Origin of the sequence: Micromonospora sp. WMMC241, assembly GCF_027460165.1 — a bacterium.
In the GTDB taxonomy this organism is placed as follows: Bacteria; Actinomycetota; Actinomycetes; order Mycobacteriales; family Micromonosporaceae; genus Micromonospora; species Micromonospora humi.
Window position 1 is genome coordinate 3,311,653 of the sequence record NZ_JAPZBF010000001.1, and the last position, 25,849, is coordinate 3,337,501.

Genomic DNA, 25,849 nt, shown 5'->3' on the forward strand with positions numbered 1-25,849 from the left:
TCAGCCCAGCTTCTTGCGCAGCGTCTCGAACGCCAGGTCCGGGCGGCGCGGCACGCCGAAACGCTCGTCGCCGTACGGGAACGGGCTCAGCTCGCCGGTACGCACGTAGCCGCGCCGCTCGTACCAGGCGATCAGGTCGTCACGCTGGACGATCACGGTCATCCGCAGCTCGCCGGCGTGCCAGCTCTCGCGGGCGTACCGCTCGGCCTCGGCCAGCAACTCCCGGCCCAGCCCGCCGCCCTGGTGCCGCGGGTCGACCGCGAACATGCCGAAGTAGGCGTGGTCGTCGCGCCGCTCCACCTGGCAGCAGGCGATGAGCCCGCCGTCGCGCTCCGCCACCAGCACCACGCCGCCCGGGCCGGTCACCGCCGCGGCCACCATCTCCGGGTCGGTGCGCTGCCCGTCGAGCAGGTCCGCCTCGTGGGTCCAGCCGGCCCGGGCGCGGTCCCCCCGGTACGCCGACTGGATCAGGTCGACCAGGGCGGGCACGTCGGCAGGTCGAGCGGTGCGGATGTGCATCGTGTTCTCCACGGTCGAGGCGGCGTACCGGGCCAGCGTACGCAGGCCGCCGCCCCGACATGGCGCGGACCCGGCGGTGGCGGGACGGCCGGGACCGGCGCGGGCGTGGTTGACTGCCCGCCATGGAGGCGACCATCGGAGCGCCGGGCCTACCGGCCACGCTCGACCTGCCGGCCGGGCCGGCCCGCGGCGGTCTGGTGGTGTTGCACGGCTCGCACGCCGACCAGCGGTCCTACTTCCTCTATGAGCACCTCGCCCGGCTGCTGCCGCCGGTCGGCGTCGCGGTGCTGCGCTTCGACCGCCGCCCTCGCGTCGACGGTCACGACGTGCCGCTGGCCGACCAGGCCGACGACGCCGCCGCAGCGCTCACCGAGCTGCGCCGGCACGTCGGCTCGGCGCCGGTCGGGCTCTGGGGATTCAGCCAGGGCTCGTGGGCGGCGGCGCTCACCGCGACCCGGAATCCGGTCGACTTCCTGGTCCTGGTCGGGTCCAGCGGGGTCAGCCCGGCGGTCCAGATGCGCTACGGCACCGCCGAGCAGCTGCGCCGGCACGGCTACGGGCCGACCGACCTGGCCGAGCTGGCCCGGCTGCGTGAGGTCGCCGAGGGGTTCCTGCGCGGCGACGTGCCCCGGTCGACGGCGCAGGCGGAGCTGGACGCCGCGGTGCGGCGGCCGTGGTTCCCGCTGGCGTTCCTGCCCCGCGTGCTGCCCGACGCGCCCGGCACCTGGGCCGACATGGATTTCGACCCGGCGCCGATCCTCGCCCGGCTGACCGGCCCGGTGCTGCTCTGCTACGGCGAGACCGACGCGTGGACCCCGATCGACGACAGCCTCGCGGTGTGGCGGCGGGCGGCCCGCGACGCCGAGCTGACCGTGGCCCGGCTGGCCGGCTGCGACCACGCGCCCACGCTCGACGAGCGCGAGGACCTGGCCGGCGTCAGCGCGCAGTACGAGGCCGTCCTGCTCGGCTGGCTCGACCGGCGGCTGCCGCCCGGCCGGTAAACGCGTCGCCGGCCGCCGGCACCGCCGCTACGCTGCCCGCCATGACCGCCGCCGAGCTGCCGCACTACGAGTTCGCCTTCCCCGGGCCGCTGCGCGACCAACTGGTCGCCGCCGTGCTCGACGGGACGAAGACCAGCACGACCGGGCTGCTCCAGGATCTCGAGATCGAGGGCGAGGCCATGCCGGAGGTCGGCACCCGCTTCGCGGTGATCGACTCGGCCTGCCGGCCGGTGGCGGTGATCGAACTGGTCGAGGTCCGCGTCGCCCGGATCGGCGACGTCGATCTCGACCATGCCCGCGACGAGGGCGAGGGCTACGCGTCGGTGGCCGACTGGCGTGCCGGCCACGAGAACTACTGGCACGGCGCGGACTACCGGGGATGGCTCGGCGACCCGGCTTTCACGATCGACGACGACACGCCGGCCGTTCTGGAGCGGTTCCGGCTCGTCGAGACGCTCTGACCGAGGCGTGCGGAGCGGACACGAACTCGTTCAGACCGCCGTGCCCGGAGGCGACTTCAGCAGGGACTCCGCCTCGGGAAGGTGCCCACCTCGGCCCGCGCGCAGGGCCACCGCGGCCATCCGGACGAGGTCGATGTTCACCCCGGCCGCGCCGCTCGGGTCGTGCACCGTCAACCGCAGGTCCAGGCTGACCGCGGTCCCACCCCAGCCCTGCGCCTCGACGTTGACGTGCGCGACCTTCTGCGATCCCAGGTGCGGCAGGTAGCCCAGGGGCGCCAGGTGGACCCGGTCGGATCCCAGCGCGTTCAACTTGGACCGGTGTTTCGTGTCCGGGTGCTCCGCCAGGTTGCGGAAGTCCTCCGTACCGCCGAGGTTGACCTGGTAGGAACTGGTCAGGGTGAGGCCGCGCTCCTGCAACAGGCGCAGCAACGCGTGGTGGACGACGGACGTGCCGAACTGACTGGCCAGATCGTCCCCGATCAGGGGTAGGCCGGCCTCGGTGAACCGTCCGAGCAGTGCCGGGTCCCGGGCGACCGGGTCAGACGTGGTGTTGACGAACCCCACCCCGGCCAGCAGCGCCGCCTCGGCGTAGGCGCGTGCGGTGGCCGGCCGGCCGCTCGGCGCCGAGTAGAGCAGGACCTCCGCTCCGGCCAGCGCGTCGGCCACCCGGTGGACCTCCGTCGAGTCGACGAGGCCACGCTCGACGAGCACACCGGACGGCGCCAGGTCCGCGCCCAGGCGGGGGAAGTTGTTGGGTGGCAGGAAGATCGCCTCGTGCAGGTCCCGGCCCACGCGGACCGGCGAGGTGGCGAACGCCGCGACGACCTCGACCGCGTCCACGCCCAGGCCGGCGACCTCAGGATGGCGGACGCCGGTCAGGCTCCCCGTCCGCCGGTGCAGGTCGATGCCCTGCACCAGCGCCGAGGTGTTGTTCCCGACGCCCACGACGGCGACCTTCACGCTCTCGATCATGCCGGGCAGGCTACCCGCGGGCCGCCCCAGATTCCGCCCCGCGCCCGCCGCCGGACACAAGACGCGTCATCGCGTCGCGGGGACGTAGCGCACACCCGCAGGCTCCGGGAACAGGTAGCCGAAGTGCGGCGGCGGGTCCGCACGGTCGAACGGTTCCTCGACATCCGGGTCGCCGAAGACCTCGAAGCCGATCAGCCCGAGCCGGAAGCCGACGTCGTCGTACATCTCGGCACCGATCCTGGCCAGCCAGTCGTCGATCGGCCGGCGCCAGTCCAGCGACCGCGGCCCGCCGTCGTCGGAGAACGGGAAGCCGCCCACCCGCGCGTCGACCCGGGCCAGCGCGGTGGTCGGCAGGTAGAAGTCGACCCAGTCGGAGCCCCGATCCTCACGGGTGACGAAGACGCCGCAGACGATCCGGGCGCCGCCGGGCAGGTCGACCCGGCCGTACAGGTGGTCCGACGCGACCATCGACGACCGGGTGGGCGGCACCACCGTGGTCTCGTCCGGTTCCCGGGCCGGGTCGAGGTGGCAGCCCCGGACGCCGGCCGCCCGCCACAGCGCGCCCAGCGCACGGTCCAGTCGCTCGTCGTCGGCGTCGCCGACCTCGATCGCCAGCTCGTAGAAGCCGCCGGTCCAGTTCTCGGCGTCGGTGAACGCGGCCGGGTCGGGCGGGCCACCGCTCAGTCGAGCCACCAGGCTTGCATGTCCGCCCCGACCGGCGTGAAGCGCAGCACGGTGACCACGAGGCCGGCGAGCACGCCGACCAGCAGCAGCGCCCGCAGCGCGCCGGACAGCGCCCGGCGGTCCCGGGCCAGCAGCAGCGCGCCGTAGCCGGCGAGCAGCGGGCTGACCAGGCCGGCGAGGAAGAGCATCGCGGTGAGGCCGTAGAGCCACATGAAGGGGTTCCAGCCGTGCATGCCGAACGGCACGAGATCCTTGGGGTCGTAGGCGCCGCTGCGCATCTCGGCCGGGCCCACGTCGGCCGCCGCCATCCGGGCCAGCCAGAGGGCGGCGACGGCGAGGAACGCCAGCACCAGCGCGAGTTGGGCCGCGGCCACGGTGCGCGCCAACAGCGGCCGGGCCGGCAGGGCATCGACGGACATGGGGACGATCGTAGTGGACCTGGCCGGCTCTCACTCCCCCGCGAGCCAGGCGCGCAACTCGGTGCCGTGCTCGTCCAGGTCCGGCGGGGGCAGGTCGTAGCGGGGCGGGCTGGCCGACAGGCCGATCGGATGTCGGACGCCCGGCACGCCGCCGACCGTCACCACCGGGTCGAGCCCGAGCCGCTGCGCCAGCGCCACCCCCTCGGCGACCGAGTTGATCGGGCTGCACGGCACGCCGGCCGCGCGCAGCTCGCGGAACCACTCCGCGCTGCCGCGCGGGGCCAGCGCCGTGACCAGCAGCGGCCGCAGGGCGTCGCGGTGCGCGGTGCGGTCGGCGTTGTGGCGGAACCGGGCGTCGTCCGCCAGTTCCGGCACCCCGAGGACCCGGCAGAGGGTACGGAACTGGGCGTCGTTGCCTGCGATCACCACCAGTTCGCCGTCGGCGGTGGGCAGCGGCTCGTACGGCATGATGCTCGGGTGGGCGTTGCCCGTCCGCTGCGGCGTCACTCCCCCGGAGACGTACGCGGCGGCGTGGTTGACCAGCCCGGACAGGGCCGACGAGAGCAGGTCCACGGTGACGTGCTGCCCACGGCCGGTCCGCCCGCGGTGGTGCAGCGCGGCCAGGATCCCGATCGCGGTGTGCAGCCCGGCGATCACGTCGAGGACGGCCACGCCGGCCTTGTAGGGCGGGCCGCCGGCGTCCCCGGTGAGGCTCATCAGGCCGGCGGCGGCCTGCACCATGAGGTCGTAACCCGGCAGGTCCGCGCCGGCGGCGGCGCCGAAGCCGCTGATCGACGCGTACACCAGGGCCGGGTTGCGGGCGGTGAGCGTGTCGTGGTCGAGGGCGAAGCGGCGCAGCGCGCCGGGGCGGAAGTTCTGGATCAGCACGTCGGCCCGGTCCGCCAGCCGGTGGGCCAGCACCAGGTCGTCGGCGTCGGCGAGGTCGAGGACCACCGACCACTTGTTGCGGTTGACCGCTAGATAGTAGGTGGAGACGCCGTCGCGGACCGGTGGACGCCAGTCGCGGGTGTCGTCGCCGCCCGGCGCCTCCACCTTGACCACGTCCGCGCCGAGATCGGCCAGGAGCATTGTCGCGTACGGCCCGGCGAGGATCCGGGAGAAGTCGGCGATGAGCATCCCGCGCAACGGTCCCGACATGTGTTCTTGTTCCTCCCGCCGGTCGCGTCGCCGCACCGGCCGTGACGGCCCCGCCGCCGTCGCCGGCGGCGGGGCGTCCGTCGATGACGGCGGACTAGGTCGTGTTCGCCCCGGGCACCGCCCAGCGCAGGCCGGCCGGGTCCCGCAGCACCACGCCCACCGGTGGGCCGCCGTTCGTCGCCTCCAGCGTCGCGCCGGCGGCCAGCGCGCGCTGCACGAGCAGGTGCGGATCGGTCGGCGTGAGCGACATCGGGACGTCCCCGCCCTTCTCGGCCGGCCGGTCGGACCACTCGCTCACCGTCAGCCGGTGGTCGCCGACCACCAGCTCGGCGTGCACGACCCGCCCGTCCAGCAGGCATTCCCGCTGCACCGGCACGGCCTCGAAGACCTCCGCGTAGAACGCGGCCACAGTGGCCACATCGGTCACCGCCAGGTGCGCATCGTTGCGCAGTTCCCCGACGCCCATCGCCCTACCGCCTCTCACTCACTCCGCGATCCGGGTACGGCCGGTCCAGCGGAACACGGTGGGCACGCCGTCGAGGGTGACCGCGGGGTCCCGCTCGAAGTGCTCGTAGCCCCCGTAGTAGCGCACCTTGATCTTGGATTCCACCGTGGACACCCGCTGGTTGCGCAGCTCGGCCGGCAGCATCGCCGGCCCGCCCTCCAGCACCGCCTCGACGACGCCCGCGGCGTCGGCGCCCACCTGGGCCGGCCAGGCGCTCCGGTCGTCGCCGTCGACGAAGGAGCCCCGGACGGCCGGAGCGGGATTGATAGAAGCTGTCATGACACGACCTCCGTCGCTCGTCGTTCAGCCTCGCCATGCGCGCGCAGTCGCCGAACGCATCTGTCGAGCGGATCGCCGCCGCATTCCGCCGAGACGGAAGGAATGGCCCTGCACCGGTGGCCGGTGGCGATCTCCTGTGCCATTCGACCGTAATCGGGGTCACAATTCCGAAAGAACCCTTAGGCACCCCCTAACGCGAACTGTTCGCCGAGGCCGGACCGGGCGCGCCGGCGGTGACGCGACACCGGGCGGTAGGGGCTGGACACGCCGTAGGGGTGGCTGCCCGCTCGGGGACGCCGTTACGGTCGGGGCGTCCGAGGTCGGCGCCGGCCCGACCCGAGAGGGGACGCCGTGCCGCTGCTGACCTGGCTGGACGAGTCCACCGACGAGCGTCCGGGCGCGATCCGCGTCGACGACCGGTCGCTGTCCTGGGTCGAGCTGCGCCGGGCGGCCGGCGCCGTCGCCGACGACCTGCGCGGCGTACGCCGGGTGGCGGTGTCCGCCACGGCCAGCCTGGAGACCGTGGTCGGAGTGGTCGGCGGGCTGCTCGCCGGTGCGGCGGTGGTGCCGGTGCCGCCGGACGCCGGGCCGGTGGAACGCGACCACATCCTGCGCGACTCCGGGGCCGAGGTGCTGCTGGGGCCGCCCGGCCCGGACGGCGTCGCCGCCCCGCCGGTGGTGTCGGTCGACCTGGCCCGGCGCTCGGACAGCCGCCATGCCGAGCCGGACCCGGCGGCCACCGCGCTGATCCTCTACACCAGCGGCACCACCGGCGCACCGAAGGGCGCGGTGCTGTCCCGCCGTGCGATCGCCGCCTGCCTCGACGGGCTCGCCGACGCCTGGGCCTGGACGCCGGACGACGTGCTGGCGCACGGGCTGCCGCTGTTCCACGTGCACGGGCTCGTCCTCGGGGTGCTCGGCCCGCTGCGCCTGGGCAGCCGGCTGCACCACGTCGGCCGACCCCGCCCCGACCGGTACGCGGCCGCGGGCGGCACGCTCTACTTCGGCGTACCCACGATCTGGTCGCGGATCGCCGCGGAGCCGGCGGCGGCGCGGGAACTGCGCGGCGCCCGGCTGCTGGTGTCCGGCAGCGCCGCGCTGCCCGAGCCGGTCTTCGCCGCGCTCGCGGACCTGACCGGCCACCGGCCGGTCGAACGGTACGGGATGACCGAAACCCTGATCACGGTGAGCGCCCGGGCCGACGGGCCGCGACGGCCGGGCACGGTCGGCGTGCCGCTGCCCGGGGTGGGCACGCGGGTGGTGGACGAGCGTGGCGCCGCGCTGCCCCCCGACGGCGAGGCCATGGGCGAGCTGCAGGTGCGCGGCGACACGCTCTTCGACGGCTACCTCGACCGGCCGGACGCCGACGCGGCGACCCGCACGGCGGACGGCTGGTTCCGCACCGGCGACGTGGCCACCGTCGGACCGGACGGCTGGCACCGTATCGTCGGCCGGGCCGCCACCGACCTGATCAAGAGCGGTGGCTACCGGATCGGTGCCGGCGAGGTGGAGGACGCGCTGCTGGCCCACCCGGGCGTGCGGGAGGCCGCCGTCGTCGGCACCCCGCACCCCGACCTGGGCCAGCAGATCACCGCGTACGTGGTCGGTGACGGCCTGGGCGAGGCCGAGCTGATCGACTTCGTGGCCCGGCAGCTGTCCGTGCACAAGCGACCCCGGCAGGTGCGGCTGGTCGACGCGCTGCCCCGCAACGCCATGGGCAAGGTGCAGAAGAGCCGGCTGACCGAGGGCTGACGGCCTCAGACCCCCCGGTCGGGCGCGCTCATGTCCCCGGTCGCGGGTGTGCCGTCGGCGAGCCCGTAGCGCAGGTAGACGGTGCCCTTCGGGTTGGCGACCGGCGGTTCGAGGAGAGTGACGTTCGTGGGCACCGCGCCGCCGTCGAACACCTTCTTGCCCACGCCGAGCACGATCGGGTGCACCCAGAGGTCGATGCGGTCGAAGAGCTTCTCCCGCAGCAGCGTCTGCACCAGGTTCACACTCCCGACGACCTTCACGTTCTCGTGCCGGTCCCGCACCTCGCGCACCGCCGTCACCAGGTCCGGGCCGAGCTGCGTGGAGCCCTGCCAGGACAGGTCGGGCCGGCCGCGCGAGGCCACGTACTTCGGGATGCGGTTGAAGAGCGAGGCGATCTCGTTGTCCTCGCCGCCCTCCTGGTGCGGCCAGTAGGCGGCGAAGATGTCGTAGGTGCGCCGGCCGAGCAGCAGGGCGTCCGTGCCCTGGTAGGCCTTCATCACCTGCGCGCCGGAGACCTCGTCCAGCAGCGGCGCCTGCCAACCGCCGAACGGGAAACCATCCGGGTCCTCGTCCGGGCTGCCGGGCGACTGCGCCACGAAGTCCAGGGTGGTGAACAGCTCGATCTGGATCACGCCCATGCGGTGCTCCCGTTGAGTTCGGTTCGTCTCAGTTGGAAGGTAGACCGCCATCCCCCGCCGAACTCATCGCAACCGCACGAGCCGCGGCTCCCGCCTCAAGGTGCGAGGCTTCTCCCCGGTTGTCGAGGAGCCGGCAGTCCTCGGGCGACTGCCTGCTCGAAGTGTTCCCAGGCGGCCTGCGTGAAGGGGTGGACCTGGTCGAGAATCAGGTCGGCGACGTACCGTGCGTCGTCGCGGGTGCGGGAGGCCTCGGCCGGGGTGATCCATTCGCGGTTGACGGCCTCGTCGAGGTCGTCGTCGTCGGCGATGCCGACGGTCCTGCCGTGCCGGCTGATCCTGGGGCCAGGATCGGCGCCGGACGGCGTGTCGCGGTCGAGCCGATGCCAGAGGTCGAGTTCAAGATCGACGAAGCGCCACACGTCCCCGCTTCGCGTCACCGGGCGGGACAGGTCGACGGTGATCCCCGTCCAGGGCGTGCGCCTCCAGGCGGCGACCCAGCCGCCCTGATGTGGTGCGAAGCAGAGGACGGCGCAGCCCGGTTCCTCAGGAACCCCGGAGAAGCACACGGCCTCGCGGCCGTCGGCCCACCGACCTGTGTAGGAGGTTCCTTCGGGATGGAACAGCCAGGAGCCGACCTCGTCGTCACCGAGGTGATAGGTGAGCCAGCTACCCGCATTGCCGTTGAGCTTCTGCTTCACCAGCCTGAGGACGCAGGGCACTAGCCGACGTCCACCTGCTGCCGCAGGCGGTCCAGGCCGCCCCGAATGAGCTTGCCGTAGCCGTCGTCGCCCAGCGCGCCGATCCCGGCCTCCGCATGCCGCAGGTGCTCGCGGGCCCGGTCGAGGTCGCCGAGCCTACGGTGGCACTCCGCCAGGTTGAGGTGCAGGGACGGATAGAGCGCGGCCACCGACAGCGGCACCCCCGACTCGGCCACCCGGGCGTCGGTGAGCCGGCCGGCCGCCGCGAGCGCCCGCTCGTCCCAGAGCAGTTCCTCGCGGGTGTCGTCCTGCACGTCGGCCATCGCGTGCGCGAGGACGCAGATGTGCAACGGGTCGCCCCGCTCACCGCCGATGTCGTCCCAGACCCGCGCGAACAGGTCGCGCGCGGCGGCCCGCTCACCCTGCTGGTGGTGCAACTGCACGCCCTCGTTGATGCGGGCGAGCGTGGCGTCGTCGGTCGTCGGCTGCTCGGGCACGGCCCATGCTAACCACGGCGGCGTGCCGCCGAGGGCTGTGGTCGATGCGTTGCCATGAGATGTCTGTTCCGCGCGGCGAGTCGGCGGCCGGAAGAAGGTGTCTTTTTCGCGGGATGACTCTTGGTCATAATTATGACGCGGAGTCATACCGCTAAAAAGTAGAGCCTCTGGGAGCCGGCCGCCGGAGAGCGCGAAGCCGGACGACCGCGCTCAGCGGGCCGCGGCGGCCCGGCGGACGAGGCGGCGCGCCTCGTCCGCCGGGACCCCGGTGGCGCGCAGCACGTCGTTCGCGGCGGTCCGCAACTGCGAGACCACGATGGTGCCGGAGAAGCCGATGTCCTGCCGGCACGCCGCACCCGCGTCGCGAACCGCCTGCAACACCCGGTCCCGGGCCGCGACCGGCTCCCGGGCGGTGAGGAACTCCCGGTGCAGCAGCCGGATCGCCGCACCGAAGTGCTCCAGCGCGGCCGGCAGGTCCGGCGGCACCGGCTCGTCGTCGCGCAGCGCGGTGCCGACCCGGCGGACCAGCGCGCGACTGTTGCGGAACGCCCGGTCCAGGTGCTCGGCGCCGCGCCGGTACGCGGTCAGCGCGCGCCGTCGCCGCCGGCGCACCGGGGAGAAGCGGACCACCTCGTCGGCGGCGCTCACCAGCTCGTCGATCCGGTCGAGTTCCGGTTCGGCCGCGCGCATCCGGGTCAGCACCGCGTCGGCGGCGCGCACGTCACCGCGGGCCAGCGCCTCCGCCGAGGCGGTCAACTCCCGGGCGAACGTGTCCAGCGCCGGGTCGGCGACCCGGCGTACCGTGCGCAGCGGGTTGAGCGGCGCGAGCACCAGCACCACGAACAGGCCGACCGCGCCGCCGACCAACGCGTTGATCGTCCGTGGCAGCTCCAGGTCCGGCGAGACCGGGGTGAGCGTGGCGACCAGCACCGCCGTACCGCCGGCCTGGGTGACAAGCGCGCCGGTGCCGCGGACCAGCACCGCGGCGCTGACCGCCAGGAAGACGATCACACCGGTCTGCCACGGGCCGGTGCCCAGCAGGTGCAGCAGCACGTCGCCGACGACGATGCCGAGCACCACGCCGCCGACCAGCTCCACCGTGCGCCGGGTCCGCCCGCCCAGCGAGGCGGCGATGACACCGACGGCCGCGGCGGGAGCGAACGTCGGGTCGGGGTTGCCGAGCACCTCGCGCGCGATCAGCCAGGCCAGCGCCGCGGCCAGTCCCGCCTGGACCGCCACGATGAAGTACGTGCGCAGCCGGTCCCGGCTGGCCCGTCCCGCCTCGCGTACCCGGTCACCGGCTCCCCGCATGCGCCGGGGTACCCGTCGCCGCGCGGTCGAACCTCACCCCGGGTACGCCATCGTGCCGGTCAGCGCCACCACGCCGGGCAACCGGGTGTCCTGGCGCAGGAACTGCGCCACCACCGGCACCGGGGACCGCAGCACGCAGCCGTACGGGCGGTCCAGCCGTACCGCCTCCGGGTCGATCAGGTCGTTGACCCGCACGTGCCGGATCCGGCGGGCGGCCACGAGGATCCGGTACGGCCCGACCGGCTCGGCGTCCTCGTAGTAGAGGTCGAGCGTCAGCTCGGCGTCGTCGTCGCCGGCGTTGAGCACGCAGAGCTGGTCGAAGCCGGTGAACTCGGGCTCCGTCCCGTGCGCCGGGAACGGCACGTGCCCGCCGGGGACCACCCACACCCGGGCCCCGACCGGCGCGGTCACGAGTCCTCCAGCAGCCGGGCCAGGTCGGGGGTGAGGAACACCCCGTCCGGGTCGAGCCGGCGCCGGACCGCCTGGAAGTCGTCCCAGCGGGGATAGAGGGGGCGCAGCTCCCGCGCGCCGAGCCAGTGTTTCTTGCCCCAGTGCGGCCGGCCGCCGTAGTGCCGGAACACCGCCTCCATGTCGTGGAAGTAGTCGTCGTACGGCAGGGAGGTGTTCTGCAGGCAGGCGATCGTGGTGGTGGGCCGGCCGTGGGCGTTGCTGAGCCAGATGTCGTCCGGCGCGACGGTGCGCACCAGCACCCGCCAGCCGGCCACCCGCCGGTGCCGCTCCCGCACCCGGCGACGCACCTCGGCGAAGCAGGCCGGGAACGCCTCCGACGGCAGCATGTACTCGATCTCCTCGAATCGCAGCTCCCGGTGCCGGGGGATGGTGCGGTGGGTCGGCCCGACCTGGCTCTGCCGTGGCGCGCCACCCGCTGTCGGCGACCCTGGCCAGGCCGGCCGGTGATGCGCCTCGTCGACCCGGTTGATCACCCGGATCTGCGTCCGGTCGCTGCGGGGATACCAGTAGAAGTCCATGTTGCGGTTGGTGTGCTGGAGTTCCGCGAGATGGTCGAGCGTCCAGTCCAGGCGGGCGCACCAGGACCGTCGGCGCAGTTCGTAGCGCGGCTGCACGTGGAGGGTGACCCGGGTGACGACGCCGAGCGCGCCGAGGGAGAGCCGGGCGGCCGGCAGCAGCTCCGGGTTGCGCTCCGCGTCGATCTCCAGCACCTCGCCGGTGCCGGTGACCAGGCGTACGCCGGTGAGCTGGGTGCTCAGGTTGCCGAAGCCCAGCCCGGTGCCGTGGGTGCCGGTGGCGGTCGCCCCGGCGATCGACTGGTAGTCGACGTCGCCCAGGTTGTCCATGGCCAGCCCGGCGTCGTAGAGACCCTCGCCGAGCGCCTTCAGCGTGGTGCCGGCCCAGGCGGTGGCGAGCCGGCCGTCGTCGGAGATCACGCCGGCGAGCCGGTCCAGGCCGAGCAGGATCCCGTCGGTACGCACCAGCGGGCTGGACGAGTGCCCCGAGCCGACCGGGCGGATCGTGACGCCGCTGTCGCGGGCCCGGCGCACCAGCGCGCACACCTCGTCCTCGTCGGCGGGTTCGGCCCACTGCGCCGGGGTGAAGGAGAGGCTGCCGGACCAGTTGACGAACGCCCGTGTCACCCCACTCCCCTCCCCCGACGCGGTAGTCCGGCCCGCTTACCCGCGCCCGTCCGGGCTAGTCACCGGCGTGATCGGCACCCCGCCGGGAACCAGGCGGGGAGTCCGGACGACTATCCCTACATGGCGTGTGAGCAGTGGCGGGAGATCCTGTCGGCCGAGCTGGACGGTGAGGCGTCCCGGGCCGAGACCGAGGCGGCCGAGGCGCACCTGGGCGGCTGCGCCGGGTGCCAGGGCTGGTTCGACTCGGCCGCGGCGGTCACCCGGCGTGCCCGTACGCAGCTCGCCCCGCAGGTGCCCGACCTGGTGGCGTCCGTGCTGGCAGCCGCGCCGCCGCCCCGGCCGAGCCGGCGCCAGCGGGTGGTGTGGGGGCTGCGCGGGGCGCTCGGCCTGCTCGGCGCGGTGCAGCTGGTGCTCGGTCTGGCGCAGATCGGCCGGGAGGCGGTGGTCGCGCACGCGCACACCTCCGGCCAGCACCTGTGGCACGAGTCGGCGGCGTGGAACGTGGCGGTCGGCGCCGGTTTCCTCTACGTCGCGCTGCGCCGGTCCACCCCGTCCGGGCTGCTGCCGATGCTCAGCGCGTTCGTCGCCACGCTGGTGCTGCTGTCGGTGAACGACCTGATCACCGGGCAGGTGGCGATGACCCGGCTGGTCAGCCATGGTTTCCTGCTGGTCGGTTGGGCGGTGATGCTGCTGCTGTCCCGGCCCGGACTGCGTCCCGGGGACACGCCGCCCGGCCAGCGCCGGTCGTCCGGCTCGCGCTGGGCGCTGCGTACCGACGAGCCGGCCGCCCCGGCGCCGCTGCGGCTGGTGCCGCCCGGCCCGTACACCGCGCAGGCCCGCGACCGTCGCGCGGCCTGACGCCCGCACCGGCCGCGACCGTCGACGGACGCCCGGCTGCGGGCGGCCGGCCGGCACGCGCCGGCCGGCCGTCGGTGGGGGCGGCTCAGCGGGCCCGGCGGTCCCGGAGGTCGCCGGACCAGGCCGCGACCAGGTCCTCGCGGGCGCGGGCGACCCGCGACCGGATGGTGCCGACCGGGCAGCCGCACACCTCGGCGGCCTCGGCGTAGGAGAGGCCGAGCACCTGGGTGGCGACGAACGCCTCCCGCCGGTCCGGGGCGAGCCCGGCGATGAGCCCACGCAGCGCGACGCCGTCGTCTCCGCCCACGGTGACCGCCCCGGCCGCCTCGGCGGCGGTCTGCCAGTCCGGCAGCGCGGCCACCCGGGGGCGGACGGTCGCGGCGCGGACGTGGTCCACGGCGACCCGGCGGGCGATGGTGAAGATCCAGGTCCGGGCCGAGGACCGGCCGGCGAATCCGGGCAGGCTGCGCAGCGCGCGCAGGAACGTCTCCTGGGCCAGGTCGTCGGCCTCGGCGGGACCGGCCAGGTGGGCGAGGAACCGCCACACCGGGCCCTGGAGCGCCCGGACGAACGCGGCGGCGGCCAGCTGGTCGCCCCGGCCGGCCTGGTGCGCCCACCGGGTCACCTGCTCGTCGTCGGCGTCCGGGCTCATCCGCGGCCCGCCCGCCGGTCCGGCACCGTCATGCCGGACGGTACGGATGGGGGCGTCGCTCGGTTCATCCCTGGCGTCCTCTCCGTCACCTCGCCGCCGATCCGGCGATCGGTGACCCCGAGGTTGGTCGGCCGGCGGGCCGGAAAAGTTCCCGGACGGGTCAGTCGCCGACGGCGACCGTGACCGGGCCGACCCGCAGGACGCCGTCGGTGAGCGGCTCGGCGCGTACGCCCCCGCGGCGGCGCATCGCCGTCCAGGTGCCGGGCGCGACCACCACGTCCAGCCAGGCGCAGGGCGGTGCGGCCCGGTGCACGCGCAGGCGGACCGGACCGTCGCCGGAGTCGAGGGTGAGCACCCGGCCGACCAGCTCGTCGACCGCGATGCCGCTGGTCAGTACGTTGCGTCGGAGCTGGGTGAGGTCGGCGCCGGCGGGCAGCGACTCCTGCGCGATCAGGGTGACGCTCGCCGTGCGGTGCGCCGGCCGGCCGAAGTAGCGGTCGCCGACGACGCCCAGGCCGGCCCGGAGCCGCACCTGGTCGACCAGCTCGCCGGGCGGTGCCGGGGCGGGACCGTCCGCCGGGCGGCCGACGTAGCGGTGCACCGGCGAGGCCAGCAACTGGACGATCCGCGGCATGGCCCGAGTCTAGGCGCGGGCATAACGCCACCAATGCGGATGATAGCCACGCTCACGTGTCCGCGTACCGGTGGTCGGCGTTGTACCGGGCGTGACGGCGAGACGACCCGACCCGCTCGGGTCCCATCCGGCGCGACGGCTGGCCTGGGCGCGGCGCGAGAACGAACTCCGGCGTCGGGCGTACGAGACGGCGGCGCGCGGCTGGCGCCGGCGCGCGGACCACCTCGACCGGCTGCGGATCGAGGCGGACGGGTTCCACGGATGCGCGCTGCCCGGCACGCCGCTGCCCGTGCCGCTGGACGACGGCGAGGTCGTCTACCGCATCCTGCCCGTCGTCGAGCTGGTGGAGGCCACCGCCCGGCACGTGGCCGGACTGCCCGCGCCCGGCGGGACGCTGGTCGGACGCCTCGACCCGGTCGACGGCCCGCTGCCGGCCGGGCTGCGCGTGGTCGACACCGGCGCCGCCGTGGTGACCGACCGGCGGGTGGCCTTCGCCGGCCGGGACGGCCGCCAGGACTGGCCCCTGCGTGAGCTGCGGGGCGCCGGGCACCACCCCGACCGCCCGGTGACGCTGCTGCATCCTGCCGACGGCGCACCCCCGTGCGGGTTGCGGGTGCCGGCGTCCGGCGCCGCGAACACCCGGTTCTACCTGACGCTCGCCCATGCCGACGCGAGCGGGGCGAGAAGCGCGGTCGCGCAGGACGTCGAGGCGCTGCGCGCCGCCCACCGTGCCGCCCGGCCCCGGCCGCCCCGCCCGCTGGGCCCCGGCGACGCCCCGCCCGACCGGATGCCGCCGGGACGACTGGTGGCGGCCGGCGTCGCGGTGGTGGCCGTCCTGCTCGGGGTGACCTCCGCCGGCACCTGGCCGGCGACCGCCGGGCCGAACCAGTCGTCGGCCCGCTCCGCGGCGCCCGCGCCGGTCGGGAGCGGCCGGGTCGGCACGGCCCCGGTCACGCCGACGCCCGTCGTGGCCCCGGTCGATCCGCGGGCGACCGACGGTCCCCGGTCGCCCCGCACGCTGCCCCGGACGGGTCGCCCGCCCTCCCGGCCGTCGCCGGCCGCCGCGGTGGACCGAAACGGTCCGCGGATCGCCGCCCCGGGCGCGACGGCCGTCCCCGGCCGGTCGTCGGCGCCGACGCCGCCACCGGCCACACCGACCGACCCGGTCCCGAGTCAGGTCCCGCCCTCCCCGGCGGCTCCCAGCCCGACCGTCGTCACCAGCCCGACCGGCGCGGCGAGCCCTCCGGGCGACCCGAGCCCGACCGGAGGCTCCGGCCCGACCGGGTAGCCGCGTCGGGTCACGTGCCGTGGCCGGGCGACGCCGGATCGGTCAGGACGGCTGCGGGCTGAGCAGGTAGTCGCCGTCGTCGGCGCTCCAGCGCAGGTCCACCGCCCCGTCGGTGGCGGCGGCCTTGCAGAACTGGAGGAAGCTGCGGTAGCCGAGCTTCTTCTCGCTGAAATCCGGCCGGGCGCGCCGGAGCTGGTCCTTCAGGCCGGACAGCGCCACCGCGCCGCCCTCGCCCGCCAGATCCACCACCACGGACCGCAGCAGCCCGAACGCGACCTCCCGGTCACCGCGCTCGGGCAGCGACACCTCGGGGTCGCCCTTGGCCGGGCCGGCGGCCAACTCCACCACGTTGGAGGCGGCCAGGTGCCGCAGCAGTTCCCCGAAGGTACGGAAGCCGTAGTTCGACTCGCTGAACGTCGGGTCCTTGCGGAGCAGGGCCCGCTTCAGGCCGGACGCGGTCACCTCACCGCCGCCACTGCCCTGCATGCCGGCCACGGTCTGCACGAGCAGGACGGCGAGGGTGTCCACGTCCCGCGACGGCTCCTCCTCGACCGGCACGGTCTCCTCCACCGCCGGCTCGGGCGCCGGCTCCACCGGCGACGGCCCGGTCGTGCGGGCCGGGCGCGTGCGGCGGGCCGCGGGCGGCGGCACGTCGACCCCTTCGAGCCGGTCGTAGTAGAGGAACTCGTCGCAGGCCGGCGGCAGCAGCGCCGAGGTCGACTTCTCCACCCCGACACCGATCACCCGCTTGTTCAGCTCGCGCAGCTTGTGCACGAGCGGGGTGAAGTCGCTGTCGCCGGTGCAGATCACGAACGTCGAGATGTAGCCCCGCTCGAACGCCAACTCGACGGCGTCCACGGCCATCTTGATGTCGGCCGCGTTCTTGCGCGAGAAGCCCATCCGCTGCGGGATCTCGATGAGTTCCACGTGCGAGCGGGTCAGCATCCGCCGGTCCTCGTCGAAGTACGACCAGTCCGCGTACGCCCGGCGCACCACCACCCGGCCGCGTTCGGCGAGGGCGTCGGCGATCGGACGGAAGTCGAACGGCCGACCGCCGTGATGGTCCCGTACACCCAGCGCCAGGTTCTCGTAGTCGAGGAACAGCGCGATCCGGTCTTCCTGATCCACGCCGGTCAGCCTAGCCGGGCCGGACCGTCGCGCCGGTCACCGCCGCCCCTCGTCGCGGTAGACGGTCTCCCGGCGGGCCACCCGCTGGATCGCGTAGCTGGCCACCAACAGCAGCAGGGCCAGCACCACCTCGACGCCGGCGACCGCGCCGTTGGCGACGGTGAGGCCGAGCAGCAGCAGGATCAGCCCGACCACGGCCAGCAGGCCCGCCAGCAGCAGACGCTTGCGCCGCCGCGCCGACCGGTCCTCGCCGCCTGCGCTCACCGTGCCCGCCTCTCGCCCGCCACCTGCGTCGAGCCTAGGCGCAGCCCGGCCCGCCGGTGGCGGATACGGCCGGCATCCCGCCTCCCGCCCGGCCGGCCATCACCGGTCCGACCGCCGGCGCCGCGGGGGCGGCCGGGACGCCGTGGGGCCGACCACCGGCGGTGGTCGGCCCCACGGCGACGGGCGGGATCAGTGGATCGGCACCGGCATCGGCCGCTGCTCCTCCCCCGGCTCGCCGTCGAGCAGGTGCGACGGCTCGCGGCGGCGGGGCAGGAAGGCGGCCGGGATGAAGGTGAGCAGCACCAGGCCGAACGCCACCCAGAACGTGGTGGCGAACGAGTTGGCCGCGAAGTCGAGCCCACGCTCGATCAGCGACGGCGGCACCGGGAGCTGCTGGGCCAGCTCCGGCTGCTGCTGCACGCCGATGGCGAGCTGGGCCTCGGTGACCGGGGCGCCGGTGCCCGGGTCGGTCACGCCGGGGATCACCCGCGAGCCGTTCAGCTCGCTGGTGAGGATCACCGACATCACCGCCGCGCCGACCGACCCGCCGATCTGCTGGAGGATGTTGACCAGCGTCGAGCCCCGGGCCACCTCCGCGGCCTGCAGCGTCTTCAGCGCCGAGGTCATGATCGGCATCATGGTGCCGCCCATGCCGAGGCCCATCACGAACAGCGAGCCGCAGAGCAGCAGGTAGGACGTGTCGGTGCCGAGCTGGGTGAAGGTGAAGAACCCGGCCGCGATGAGCACCAGCGCGAACGGCACCGTCCGGCCGACCGGCACCCGGTCGGCGAGCATGCCGGCGATCGGCATGGTGAGCATCGCGCCGATGCCCTGCGGCGCCATCAGCAGGCCGGCGGTCAGCGTCGTCTCGCCCCGGATCTGCAGGAAGTAGCTCGGGAACAGCAGGCCCGCGCCCATGAACGCGATGATGAAGACGAACAGGGTCAGCGAGGCGAGGGTGAGGTTACGGTTGCGGAACAGTCGCAGGTCGAGCAGCGGGTGCCGGGGCCGGAACGAGTAGCGGACGAACGCCACCACCAGCGCCGCGCCGGCCGCCATCGGCAGCCAGACCTCGGTGTCGGTGACGGTGCCGGCCTCCGGCAGCGAGGAGACGCCGTAGAGGAACAGCGCCAGGCCCGGCGAGAGCATCAGCATGCCGAGGAAGTCGAACGACTCGGACGGCTCGGGGGCGTCCTTCGGCAGCGCCAGCTGGGCGTAGATCAGCGCGACCACGCCGATCGGCAGGTTGATCAGGAAGATCCAGTGCCAGCTCGCGGTGTCGATCAGCCAGCCGCCGAGGATCGGGCCGCCGATCGGGCCGAGCAGCATCGGGATGCCGAGTACGGCCATCAGCCGGCCGATCCGGTGCGGGCCGGCGGCCCGGGTCATGATGGTCATGCCGAGCGGCATGAGCATGCCGCCGCCGAGCCCCTGGACCACCCGCCAGGCGATCAGCTCGCCGATCGAGTCGGCCGTGGCGCACAGCCCGGAGCCAATGGTGAACAGCGCCAGCGCCACCATGTAGAGGCGTTTCGTGCCGAACCGGTCCGCGGCCCACCCGCTGAGCGGGATCACCGTGGCCAGCGCGAGGGTGTAGCCGGTCATGGTCCAGGCGACCCGCGCGTAGGACGCGTCGAACTCGCTCTGGAACGTCGGGATGGCCACGCTGACGACGGTCACGTCGAGGATCGACATGATCGCACCGAGCACGACGACGCCGGCCACCTTGAGCACCGCGGCGTCGAGTTTGTTCGATGTCGCGACGGGTTGCTGGGTCACAGACAGTCTCCTGGTTCCGGTCCGGTCCGAGGGGTGGCGGCGCCGCACGCACGCGGGGCGCGCGGCGGGACGAGGCCCGGCGAAAGCCTAGTCACGGCCTGCGACATCGCGCGGCCGGTTTTGCCCAGAGGCGAACGCCCCCACGCCCCGCCCCCGTCCGCCGCACCCGGCGCCGGCCCTCACCGAGCCGCTTCCCCGAGAGAAAGACCCCGATCCGCCCCCTTTCGCCTCTCCCCCACCCGCTCCCACCCACACCCCCGCCCGCCACTCCCGTGACGAACGTCATGCCCCGCCCGCCTGCCTGCCTCGTCGATCTTGGATTTGTGGTCGTTGACAAAGGGTGCATCAACGACATCCGAGGCGCCACAAGTCCAAGATCGACGAGGTCAGCGCCGGGAGTCCGCGCGCAGCTTCGCCATCAGGGCCACCTCGGCGGTGCGGGAGCGGTCGATGCGGGCGGCGAGGTCGCGTACCCGGTCGCTGGTGCCGGCGGTGACCTGGGCGCGGGCCAGGGCGGCGGCGGTGCGCTGGTGCGCGGCGAACACGTCGAGCAGCACCCGGTCCACCTCGGCGGCCGGGGCGGCCCGCAGGCGGGCCAGGCCGGCGGCGGCGTCGCTGTGCCCGGTGTGGTCGTGCCGCGCGGCGGCGGCCGCCGCGGAGGGGCCGGCCTCGCGCAGCCAGCCACGCATGGTGGCCAGCTCGTCGGTCTCGGTGGCGCGGACGGCGGCGATCAGGGTGCGGACCTCGGGGTCGGTGGCCCGGTCGAGCCCGAGGTCGGCGATCTCCAGCGTCTGCGCGGTGTGCGCCACCATCATGGCGAGGAAGAGCGCGTCGATGCCGCTGGTCGTGTCGGCGACGGCCGGGGCGGGGCGGGACGCGGTGGGTGCCGGCGGTCCGCCGCCGCAGCCGGCGGCGACGAGCAGCACGGCGACGAGCAGCACGGACGGCACGGCGGCGGACGGGCGGCGCATGCGGAACCTCCGATCGGGAGCGGGCGGACGCGCGTCGCGCGGCCGGCGGGACCGACCGGCCGCGCGACGCGCCTGGTGCGATGGCGGCCGCCGGGGAGCGGTCAGATCTGCTGCCAGAGCGCCGGCACGTTCGGCGGCTCCCACCCGGCGATCGCGGTGTGCGCCTGGCGACAGCGGTAGGTGCGGCCGGCGTAGGTGACCGTGTCGCCGACCTGGTACGACCGGCCGGCGGTCCAGGTGCCACCCGGCGCGGGCGTGCCGGGTGGGGTGGACGAGCCGGTCGGGGTGGGCGTCGGCGACGGGGTGGCGGTGCGCGTGGGCGACGGGGTGGGCGTGGGGGTCGGGTTGCCGCCCCCGCCGCCGATCTGCAGGTCCACGCAGGAGTAGAACGCGTTCGCGGTGTCGGAGATGTTCCAGACCGCGAGCAGCTTCTGCCGGCCGGAGAAGCCGCCCAGGTTGACCGTGTGCGAGACGGTGGCGTCGGGCTGGCGGCCGCCGCCGTCGACGACCGCGACCCGGGTGTTGCCGATCCAGTACTCCCAGGTGGCGGTGGCGTGCCGGGCGGTGTTGATCCAGGTGAACGTCACCGTGCTGCCGACCGGGGTGGCCGGCCAGTTGCGGCTGTCGTCGTTGAGCACCGCGAACTGGGCGATGTTGGCGTTGCAGGTCTTCAGGCCCTTGGGCCCCTCGACGCTCTGCGGCTCGTACCTGATCTGCCCGCAGTCGGGCACCCGGTTCTGTGCGCAGAGCGCCTGGCGGCTGGGGGGCGAGGAGACGTAGCCGTGGGCCTGCGCGGGTGCGGCGAGCGCGAGGGTGGCACCGACCGCGCCGGTGGTGAGCAGGGGCAGGGTGATTCTTCGACGCATGGTGGCAACTCCTTCGGGGGAACGGGAGGTGCCACGAACATAAATTAAACCTTGTTAACAGTAAAGACTCCTATCTATAAATTAAGCCTTGAGCCGGCCGCGTCGCGCGTGGAATTCTGATCAGCACGCGGAGCCGATCGTCGTCCCAGGGCACCCGGGGGCCGGCAGGCATCCGGGCGGACGGCGGCACAGACCCGGGAACCCCGCCTCTCGAAGGAACCCCCATGAGGAGATCCCTGCCCACCGCGCGCCGGTGGACCACGTACGCGGCAAGCCTGCTGCTCGTCACCACCGCGCTCGCCACCGTCCGACCGCCCGCCGCCGACGCCGCCGTCGACCCGGTCACGGTGACCGTGAACGCCCGCGCCGGGCTGGCCACCGTGCCGGACACCGCGCTCGGCGTCAACCACGCCATCTGGGACGCGCAACTCGGCAGCGCCGAGACGTCCGACCTGCTCAAGGCGGCCGGCGTGCGGATGCTGCGCTACCCCGGCGGCTCGTACGCCGACATCTACCACTGGAAGACGCACACCGCGCCGGGCGGCTACGTCGCGCCGGACACCGACTTCGACACGTTCATGGCCGGGGCGCGCCGGGTCGGCGCCCAGCCGATGATCATCGCGAACTACGGCACCGGGACGCCCGCCGAGGCGGCCGACTGGGTGCGCTACGCCAACGTCACCAAGGGCTACGGCGCGAAGTGGTGGACCGTCGGCAACGAGAACTACGGCAACGGCCACTACGGATCGGCCTGGGAGGCCGACGACCACCCGGACAAGAGCGCCACCCAGTACGCCAAGCTGGTGATCGAGTACGCCGACGCGATGAAGGCGGTCGACCCGAGCGTCAAGGTCGGCGCGGTGCTGACCATGCCCGGCAACTGGCCCGACGGGATCACCGCCGGCACCGACCCCGGTCCGTGGAACCAGACCGTGCTCTCCCTGGCCGGGCCGAAGATCGACTTTGTGGACGTGCACTGGTATCCGGGCGGCAGCGCGGCGGAGTCGCTGACCCGCACCAACCAGCTGCCCGACGCCGCCTGGCTGCTGCGCCAGCAGATCTCCCGGTACGCCGGCCCGGACGCCGACCGGATCGGGATCAGCCTCACCGAGCTGAACGTCGACGCCGGCCGCAACACCCAGCCCGGCGCGCTGTTCCTCGCCGACGCCTACAGCGGCCTGCTGGAACAGGGCGTCTTCACGGTGCAGTGGTGGAACGTGCACAACGGCCTCGGCACGGTCTCCGAGGTGGCCGGCCAGACCGACTACGGCGATTTCGGGCTGCTCTCCAGCGGCGGCTGCACCAGCGACGGTGACGTCTGCGAGCCGGCGTTCAACACGCCGTTCGCGCCGTACCACGCACTGTCCATGATGAACCTGTTCGCCCGCCCCGGCGACCAGTTCGTCCGCGCCGGCACCGACCAGCCGCTGGTCACCGCGCACGCGGTGCGCCGGCCGGACGGCGGCCTCGCGGTCCAGCTGCTCAACAAGGACCCGGACACCGCCTACCCGGTGACGGTCGACTACGCCGGCTTCACCCCGGCGGACGAGGCGCCGACCGTGCACACGCTGACCAACGGCGCGAACGGCGTGAGCACCGGCCGCTCCGGCAGCGCGACCACCCGGACGCTGCCGCCGTACTCGTTGACCACGCTGGTGCTGCGACCGGCCGTCAGCTCCGCCGGACGGCCGACCGCGCCGGGGCGCCCGACCGCGAGCGCGGTGACCGACCGCGCGGCGACCATCTCCTGGCCGGCCGCGACCGCGGGCGCCGCGCCGATCGCGAAGTACGAGGTGTACCGGCAGTTCGGCGCGGTCAGCGAGCAGCTCGGTGAGACCGCCGGCACCTCGTTCACGGTGCGCAACCTGGAACCGGGCACCCGCTACACGGTCAACGTGATCGCTCGCGACACCGCCGGCCGGGTGTCCTGGTCGTCGCCGCCGCTGACGTTCGCCACCGGCAGCCCGGTCGACGCCGGCTGCGCGGTCCGCTTCCACGACGACACCGACTGGGGCAACGGTTACGTGGCGACCGTCGAGGTGGTGAACACCGGCCCGGACGTGGTGGACGGCTGGACGCTCACCTGGACCTGGCCGACCGGCTGGCAGCAGGTGAGCAGCGGCTGGAACGCCACCTGGACGCAGACCGGCAGGGAGGTCCGGGTGACCCCGACCGCGGACAACCGCCGGCTCGCGGCGGACGGCGGGAGCACCAGCGTCGGCTTCGTCGGCGCGTACAGCGGGCCGAACGTGCCGCCGGGGGTGTTCCGGCTCAACGGCACGGTCTGCACCGTGCGTTCCTGAGCCGGGTCTCAGCCCCGGCCGGGCGGCCGGAGCCGGGCGTCGGCCGCCGTCGGGACCTTCGCGGTCCGGCGGCGGCCGGCGCGGCGCGGCGGCGGCACCACGTGCGGGCGCGGCGGCCCGGCCACCGGTGGCGGCGGCGTCCGGTCGGGGGGTACGGGTCGGGGCAGCGCGGCCAGGATCACCGCGAGCAGGACCGCGGCGACCACCCCGTCGAGCCAGTAGTGGTTGCCGGTGGCGACCACCACCACGGCGGTGACCAGCGGGTGCGCCAGCCAGAGCCAGCGCCACCGCCCGGCGGTGACCGCCACCAGGGCCAGCGCCACCGCGAGCGCCCAGCCCACGTGCAGTGACGGCATGGCCGCGTACTGGTTGCTGAGCTGGTCGGCCTCCGGCGGCCCGTAGACGCTGGGGCCGAACCGGCGGCCGGTGTCCACCATGGCGGTGACGGCGGTCAGCCGCGGCGGCGCGAGCGGGACGCAGACGTGCAGCACCAGCGCCGCGGCGGTCAGCACCGCCAGCGCCCGCCGCAGCCGCAGGTAGTCCTCCGGCCGGCGCAGGTAGAGCCAGACCAGGCAGAGCACGGTGGCCGGGAAGTGCACGTAGGCGTAGTAGCTGTTGGCGAGCCGCACCGGCAGCTCGTGCGCGAGCAGGGGCGCCTGCAGCAGCGCCTCGTCGGGCAGGTGCAGCAGGCGTTCCAGCCACCAGATCCGCTCGCCGTTTGCCAGCGCGGTCCCGGCCCGCCCGGCGATCAGCTGCCGGCCCGCCTTGTAGGCGAGGAAGAGCACGGCGACCAGCGCCAGTTCGCGGGCCGCCCGGCGCAGCGCGCCGGCCCGCGTCGACGCGGTCTTGGTGAGCTGCACGGCTCCTCCTTCGGTGCCTTCCGGCACGGACCAGGGCCGCCGCCGTGGTCGGCGACGGCCCTGGGGTACGGCCTCAGCGGCGGGCGTGTTCCTCCCGGCCGGCCTGGTCGGCACTCACCCCGTCGAACGCGGGCGCTCCGTCGACCGCGTCGGCGCCCACCGCCACCGATCGACCGGTGTCCGGAAGATCGAGACTGGAGCGAAGAGTAACCGGGCGTAGCAACAGCGCCGCGATGACGCCGACCACCGCGATGGCGGCCGAGATGAGGAAGATGTGCCCGGTCGCGTCCCCGTACGCGGCCCGGACGATCTGCCGCACCGGCTCGGGCAGCGCGTCGAGGTTCAACGTGCTGCTGCCGCCGCTGCCGGAGGTGGGGATGCCGGCCGCGGCGAGGTCGGTGGTGATCCGGTCGGTGACCCGGCGGGCCAGGATCGCGCCGAGCACCGACACGCCGATGGTGCCGCCGAGCGAGCGGAAGAACGCGACGCTGGCGCTGGCGGCGCCGATGTCCTTGAGCGCGACCGTGTTCTGCACCGCGAGCACCAGGTTCTGCATGGTCATGCCGACGCCCACGCCGACGACGAACATGGCCACCCCGACGATGACCAGGGACGTCTCGTGGTCGATGGTGCCGAGCAGGGCGAAGCCGGCGACCAGCACGATCGCGCCGAACACGATGTACGGTTTGATCTTTCCGCTGGCGGTGATCATCCGGCCGGCGACGATCGAGGAGATCAGCACGCCGGCCATCATCGGGATGGTGAGCAGGCCGGCCTCGGTCGGGCTGTAGCCGCGGCCGATCTGGAAGTACTGGCCGAGGAAGACCGCGCCGCCGAACATGGCCATGCCGACCGCGAGGCTGCCCAGGATGGCCAGCGCGGTGGTGCGCTGGCGGACGATCTCCAGCGGGACCACCGGCTCGGCGGCCCGCGACTCGACCCAGACGGCCAGCGCCAGCAGCAACACCGCGCCGCCGACCATGGCGGCGGTCTGCCAGGAGAGCCAGGCGAACGAGTCGTCGACGAAGGAGATCCAGATCAGCAGCACGCTGACCCCGGCGGCGATCAGCGCGGCGCCCAGGTAGTCGATCTTGACGTTCTGCCGGCGCACGGTGGGCAGGTTCAGCGTGAGCTGGAGCAGGAACAGCGCGATGATCGCGACCGGCACGCCGACGAAGAAGCACCAGCGCCAGCCGAGCCAGGAGGTGTCCACGATGAGGCCGCCGAGCAGCGGGCCGCCGACCGTGGCGAGCGCCATGACGCCGCCCAGGTAGCCGTTGTAACGGCCCCGCTCCCGCGGCGGGATCATGGCCGCGATGGCGACCTGGACCAGCGCCTGCAGGCCGCCGACGCCGATGCCCTGGAAGGCCCGGGCGGCGATGAGCTGGCCGGCGCTCTGCGAGAAGCCAGCCGCGACGGAGCCGGCCAGGAAGACCACGATGGCGGCCTGGATCAGCAGCTTCTTGCTGAACAGGTCGGCGAGCTTGCCCCAGATCGGGGTGGTCGCCGTGGCGGTGAGCAGGGTGGCGGTGACCACCCAGGTGTACTGCGTCTGTGAGCCGTTGAGCGACCCGATGATCTTCGGCAGGGCGGTGGAGACGACGGTGCTGCTCAGCATGGCCACGAAGAGCACGAGCAGCAGCCCGCTGAGTGCCTCCAGCGTCTGCCGCCGGCTCATGGGCACGGCCTCGGCCGTCGCGGTGGGTGCGCTCATCGCGCGTCCTCCAGGTGTGTCGGAT

28 protein-coding genes are annotated in these 25,849 nt (G+C 74.2%); 6 read left to right on the top strand and 22 right to left on the bottom strand.

Translation table 11 applies throughout. From position 1 onward, the window contains the following. On the bottom strand, positions 1–519 hold the full coding sequence (locus O7598_RS15335) for a GNAT family N-acetyltransferase (protein ID WP_269692028.1): 519 nt from the start codon (positions 517–519) through the stop codon (positions 1–3). Positions 520–641: 122 nt separating this feature from the next. On the opposite strand from O7598_RS15335, the gene O7598_RS15340 reads away from it, so the two are divergent. Further along, positions 642–1,520, top strand: coding sequence for an alpha/beta hydrolase family protein (locus O7598_RS15340; RefSeq protein WP_269692029.1), 879 nt, complete (start codon positions 642–644; stop codon positions 1,518–1,520). A gap of 41 nt (positions 1,521–1,561) precedes the next feature. Continuing rightward, entirely contained in the window at positions 1,562–1,981 is a 420-nt protein-coding gene (locus O7598_RS15345; protein ID WP_269692030.1) for an ASCH domain-containing protein, read from the top strand. Between the two features lie 30 nt (positions 1,982–2,011). On the opposite strand, the gene O7598_RS15350 is transcribed toward O7598_RS15345, so the two are convergent. The 6 genes from O7598_RS15350 to O7598_RS15375 form a co-directional block, all read right to left on the bottom strand. Then, positions 2,012–2,953 (bottom strand): inositol-3-phosphate synthase, encoded by a 942-nt coding sequence (locus O7598_RS15350; protein WP_269692031.1) that lies wholly within the window; start codon positions 2,951–2,953, stop codon positions 2,012–2,014. A 66-nt stretch (positions 2,954–3,019) separates the two neighbouring features. After that, positions 3,020–3,646, bottom strand: coding sequence for a hypothetical protein (locus O7598_RS15355; protein WP_269692032.1), 627 nt, complete (start codon positions 3,644–3,646; stop codon positions 3,020–3,022). Then, positions 3,634–4,056 (bottom strand): hypothetical protein, encoded by a 423-nt coding sequence (locus tag O7598_RS15360; protein WP_269692033.1) that lies wholly within the window; start codon positions 4,054–4,056, stop codon positions 3,634–3,636. The genes O7598_RS15355 and O7598_RS15360 overlap by 13 nt, the downstream gene beginning before the upstream one ends. Positions 4,057–4,086: 30 nt before the next feature. Next, the gene (locus O7598_RS15365; protein ID WP_269692034.1) at positions 4,087–5,214 is read right to left on the bottom strand and encodes a CaiB/BaiF CoA transferase family protein; all 1,128 of its coding nucleotides are present in this window, start codon (positions 5,212–5,214) and stop codon (positions 4,087–4,089) included. Positions 5,215–5,308: 94 nt separating this feature from the next. Next, a complete protein-coding gene (locus tag O7598_RS15370) occupies positions 5,309–5,680 on the bottom strand; it encodes a VOC family protein (protein WP_269692035.1) in 372 nt (123 codons plus the stop codon). 18 nt (positions 5,681–5,698) lie between these two features. Continuing rightward, entirely contained in the window at positions 5,699–5,998 is a 300-nt protein-coding gene (locus O7598_RS15375; RefSeq protein WP_269692036.1) for a DUF5988 family protein, read from the bottom strand. 351 nt (positions 5,999–6,349) lie between these two features. Between O7598_RS15375 and O7598_RS15380 the strand changes: the two genes are divergently transcribed. Then, positions 6,350–7,750 carry an acyl-CoA synthetase gene (locus tag O7598_RS15380; protein ID WP_269692037.1) on the top strand — a complete coding sequence of 467 codons (1,401 nt, stop codon included), beginning with the start codon at positions 6,350–6,352 and terminating at the stop codon, positions 7,748–7,750. A 5-nt stretch (positions 7,751–7,755) separates the two neighbouring features. Here the strand turns inward: O7598_RS15380 and O7598_RS15385 are convergent, their stop codons facing one another. The 6 genes from O7598_RS15385 to O7598_RS15410 all read right to left on the bottom strand — a co-directional run bounded on the left by O7598_RS15385 (position 7,756) and on the right by O7598_RS15410 (position 12,507). Next, positions 7,756–8,388, bottom strand: a complete 633-nt coding sequence (locus tag O7598_RS15385) for a dihydrofolate reductase family protein (protein WP_269692038.1) — start codon at positions 8,386–8,388, stop codon at positions 7,756–7,758. 95 nt (positions 8,389–8,483) lie between these two features. Beyond that, complete coding sequence (locus O7598_RS15390; protein ID WP_269692039.1) at positions 8,484–9,086, bottom strand: hypothetical protein; 603 nt, start codon at positions 9,084–9,086, stop codon at positions 8,484–8,486. A gap of 20 nt (positions 9,087–9,106) precedes the next feature. Continuing rightward, the gene (locus O7598_RS15395; RefSeq protein WP_269692040.1) at positions 9,107–9,583 is read right to left on the bottom strand and encodes a hypothetical protein; all 477 of its coding nucleotides are present in this window, start codon (positions 9,581–9,583) and stop codon (positions 9,107–9,109) included. Positions 9,584–9,793: 210 nt separating this feature from the next. Then, the gene (locus O7598_RS15400; protein ID WP_269692041.1) at positions 9,794–10,894 is read right to left on the bottom strand and encodes an FUSC family protein; all 1,101 of its coding nucleotides are present in this window, start codon (positions 10,892–10,894) and stop codon (positions 9,794–9,796) included. Between the two features lie 33 nt (positions 10,895–10,927). Continuing rightward, complete coding sequence (locus O7598_RS15405) at positions 10,928–11,305, bottom strand: sensory rhodopsin transducer (protein WP_269692042.1); 378 nt, start codon at positions 11,303–11,305, stop codon at positions 10,928–10,930. Next, entirely contained in the window at positions 11,302–12,507 is a 1,206-nt protein-coding gene (locus tag O7598_RS15410) for a D-arabinono-1,4-lactone oxidase (protein ID WP_269692043.1), read from the bottom strand. Before O7598_RS15410 ends, O7598_RS15405 begins: the two co-directional genes overlap by 4 nt. A gap of 120 nt (positions 12,508–12,627) precedes the next feature. Between O7598_RS15410 and O7598_RS15415 the strand changes: the two genes are divergently transcribed. Further along, a complete protein-coding gene (locus tag O7598_RS15415) occupies positions 12,628–13,365 on the top strand; it encodes a zf-HC2 domain-containing protein (RefSeq protein ID WP_269692044.1) in 738 nt (245 codons plus the stop codon). Between the two features lie 85 nt (positions 13,366–13,450). Here the strand turns inward: O7598_RS15415 and O7598_RS15420 are convergent, their stop codons facing one another. Continuing rightward, positions 13,451–14,017: a sigma-70 family RNA polymerase sigma factor gene (locus tag O7598_RS15420; RefSeq protein WP_269692045.1), complete on the bottom strand. Its 567-nt coding sequence runs from the start codon at positions 14,015–14,017 to the stop codon at positions 13,451–13,453. A gap of 160 nt (positions 14,018–14,177) precedes the next feature. Further along, the gene (locus tag O7598_RS15425) at positions 14,178–14,651 is read right to left on the bottom strand and encodes a molybdenum cofactor biosysynthesis protein (RefSeq protein ID WP_269692046.1); all 474 of its coding nucleotides are present in this window, start codon (positions 14,649–14,651) and stop codon (positions 14,178–14,180) included. A 91-nt stretch (positions 14,652–14,742) separates the two neighbouring features. On the opposite strand from O7598_RS15425, the gene O7598_RS15430 reads away from it, so the two are divergent. Further along, positions 14,743–15,939: a hypothetical protein gene (locus O7598_RS15430; protein ID WP_269692047.1), complete on the top strand. Its 1,197-nt coding sequence runs from the start codon at positions 14,743–14,745 to the stop codon at positions 15,937–15,939. A gap of 42 nt (positions 15,940–15,981) precedes the next feature. Here the strand turns inward: O7598_RS15430 and O7598_RS15435 are convergent, their stop codons facing one another. The 5 genes from O7598_RS15435 to O7598_RS15455 all read right to left on the bottom strand — a co-directional run bounded on the left by O7598_RS15435 (position 15,982) and on the right by O7598_RS15455 (position 20,947). Next, positions 15,982–17,067, bottom strand: a complete 1,086-nt coding sequence (locus O7598_RS15435; protein WP_269692048.1) for an NYN domain-containing protein — start codon at positions 17,065–17,067, stop codon at positions 15,982–15,984. Positions 17,068–17,103: 36 nt separating this feature from the next. Continuing rightward, entirely contained in the window at positions 17,104–17,331 is a 228-nt protein-coding gene (locus O7598_RS15440; RefSeq protein ID WP_091057865.1) for a hypothetical protein, read from the bottom strand. A 189-nt stretch (positions 17,332–17,520) separates the two neighbouring features. Next, entirely contained in the window at positions 17,521–19,110 is a 1,590-nt protein-coding gene (locus O7598_RS15445) for a DHA2 family efflux MFS transporter permease subunit (protein ID WP_091057868.1), read from the bottom strand. Between the two features lie 386 nt (positions 19,111–19,496). Further along, positions 19,497–20,081, bottom strand: coding sequence for a DUF305 domain-containing protein (locus O7598_RS15450; protein WP_269692049.1), 585 nt, complete (start codon positions 20,079–20,081; stop codon positions 19,497–19,499). Positions 20,082–20,182: 101 nt separating this feature from the next. Continuing rightward, complete coding sequence (locus tag O7598_RS15455; RefSeq protein WP_269692050.1) at positions 20,183–20,947, bottom strand: lytic polysaccharide monooxygenase; 765 nt, start codon at positions 20,945–20,947, stop codon at positions 20,183–20,185. Positions 20,948–21,171: 224 nt separating this feature from the next. Between O7598_RS15455 and O7598_RS15460 the strand changes: the two genes are divergently transcribed. Further along, entirely contained in the window at positions 21,172–23,250 is a 2,079-nt protein-coding gene (locus tag O7598_RS15460; protein ID WP_269692051.1) for a cellulose binding domain-containing protein, read from the top strand. Positions 23,251–23,258: 8 nt separating this feature from the next. Here O7598_RS15460 and O7598_RS15465 read toward each other — a convergent pair whose 3' ends face one another. Together O7598_RS15465 and O7598_RS15470 are read right to left on the bottom strand one after the other, a co-directional pair. Beyond that, positions 23,259–24,110, bottom strand: a complete 852-nt coding sequence (locus tag O7598_RS15465; protein ID WP_269692052.1) for a phosphatase PAP2 family protein — start codon at positions 24,108–24,110, stop codon at positions 23,259–23,261. Between the two features lie 73 nt (positions 24,111–24,183). Continuing rightward, positions 24,184–25,824: an MDR family MFS transporter gene (locus O7598_RS15470; RefSeq protein ID WP_269692053.1), complete on the bottom strand. Its 1,641-nt coding sequence runs from the start codon at positions 25,822–25,824 to the stop codon at positions 24,184–24,186. Positions 25,825–25,849 lie beyond the last annotated feature (25 nt).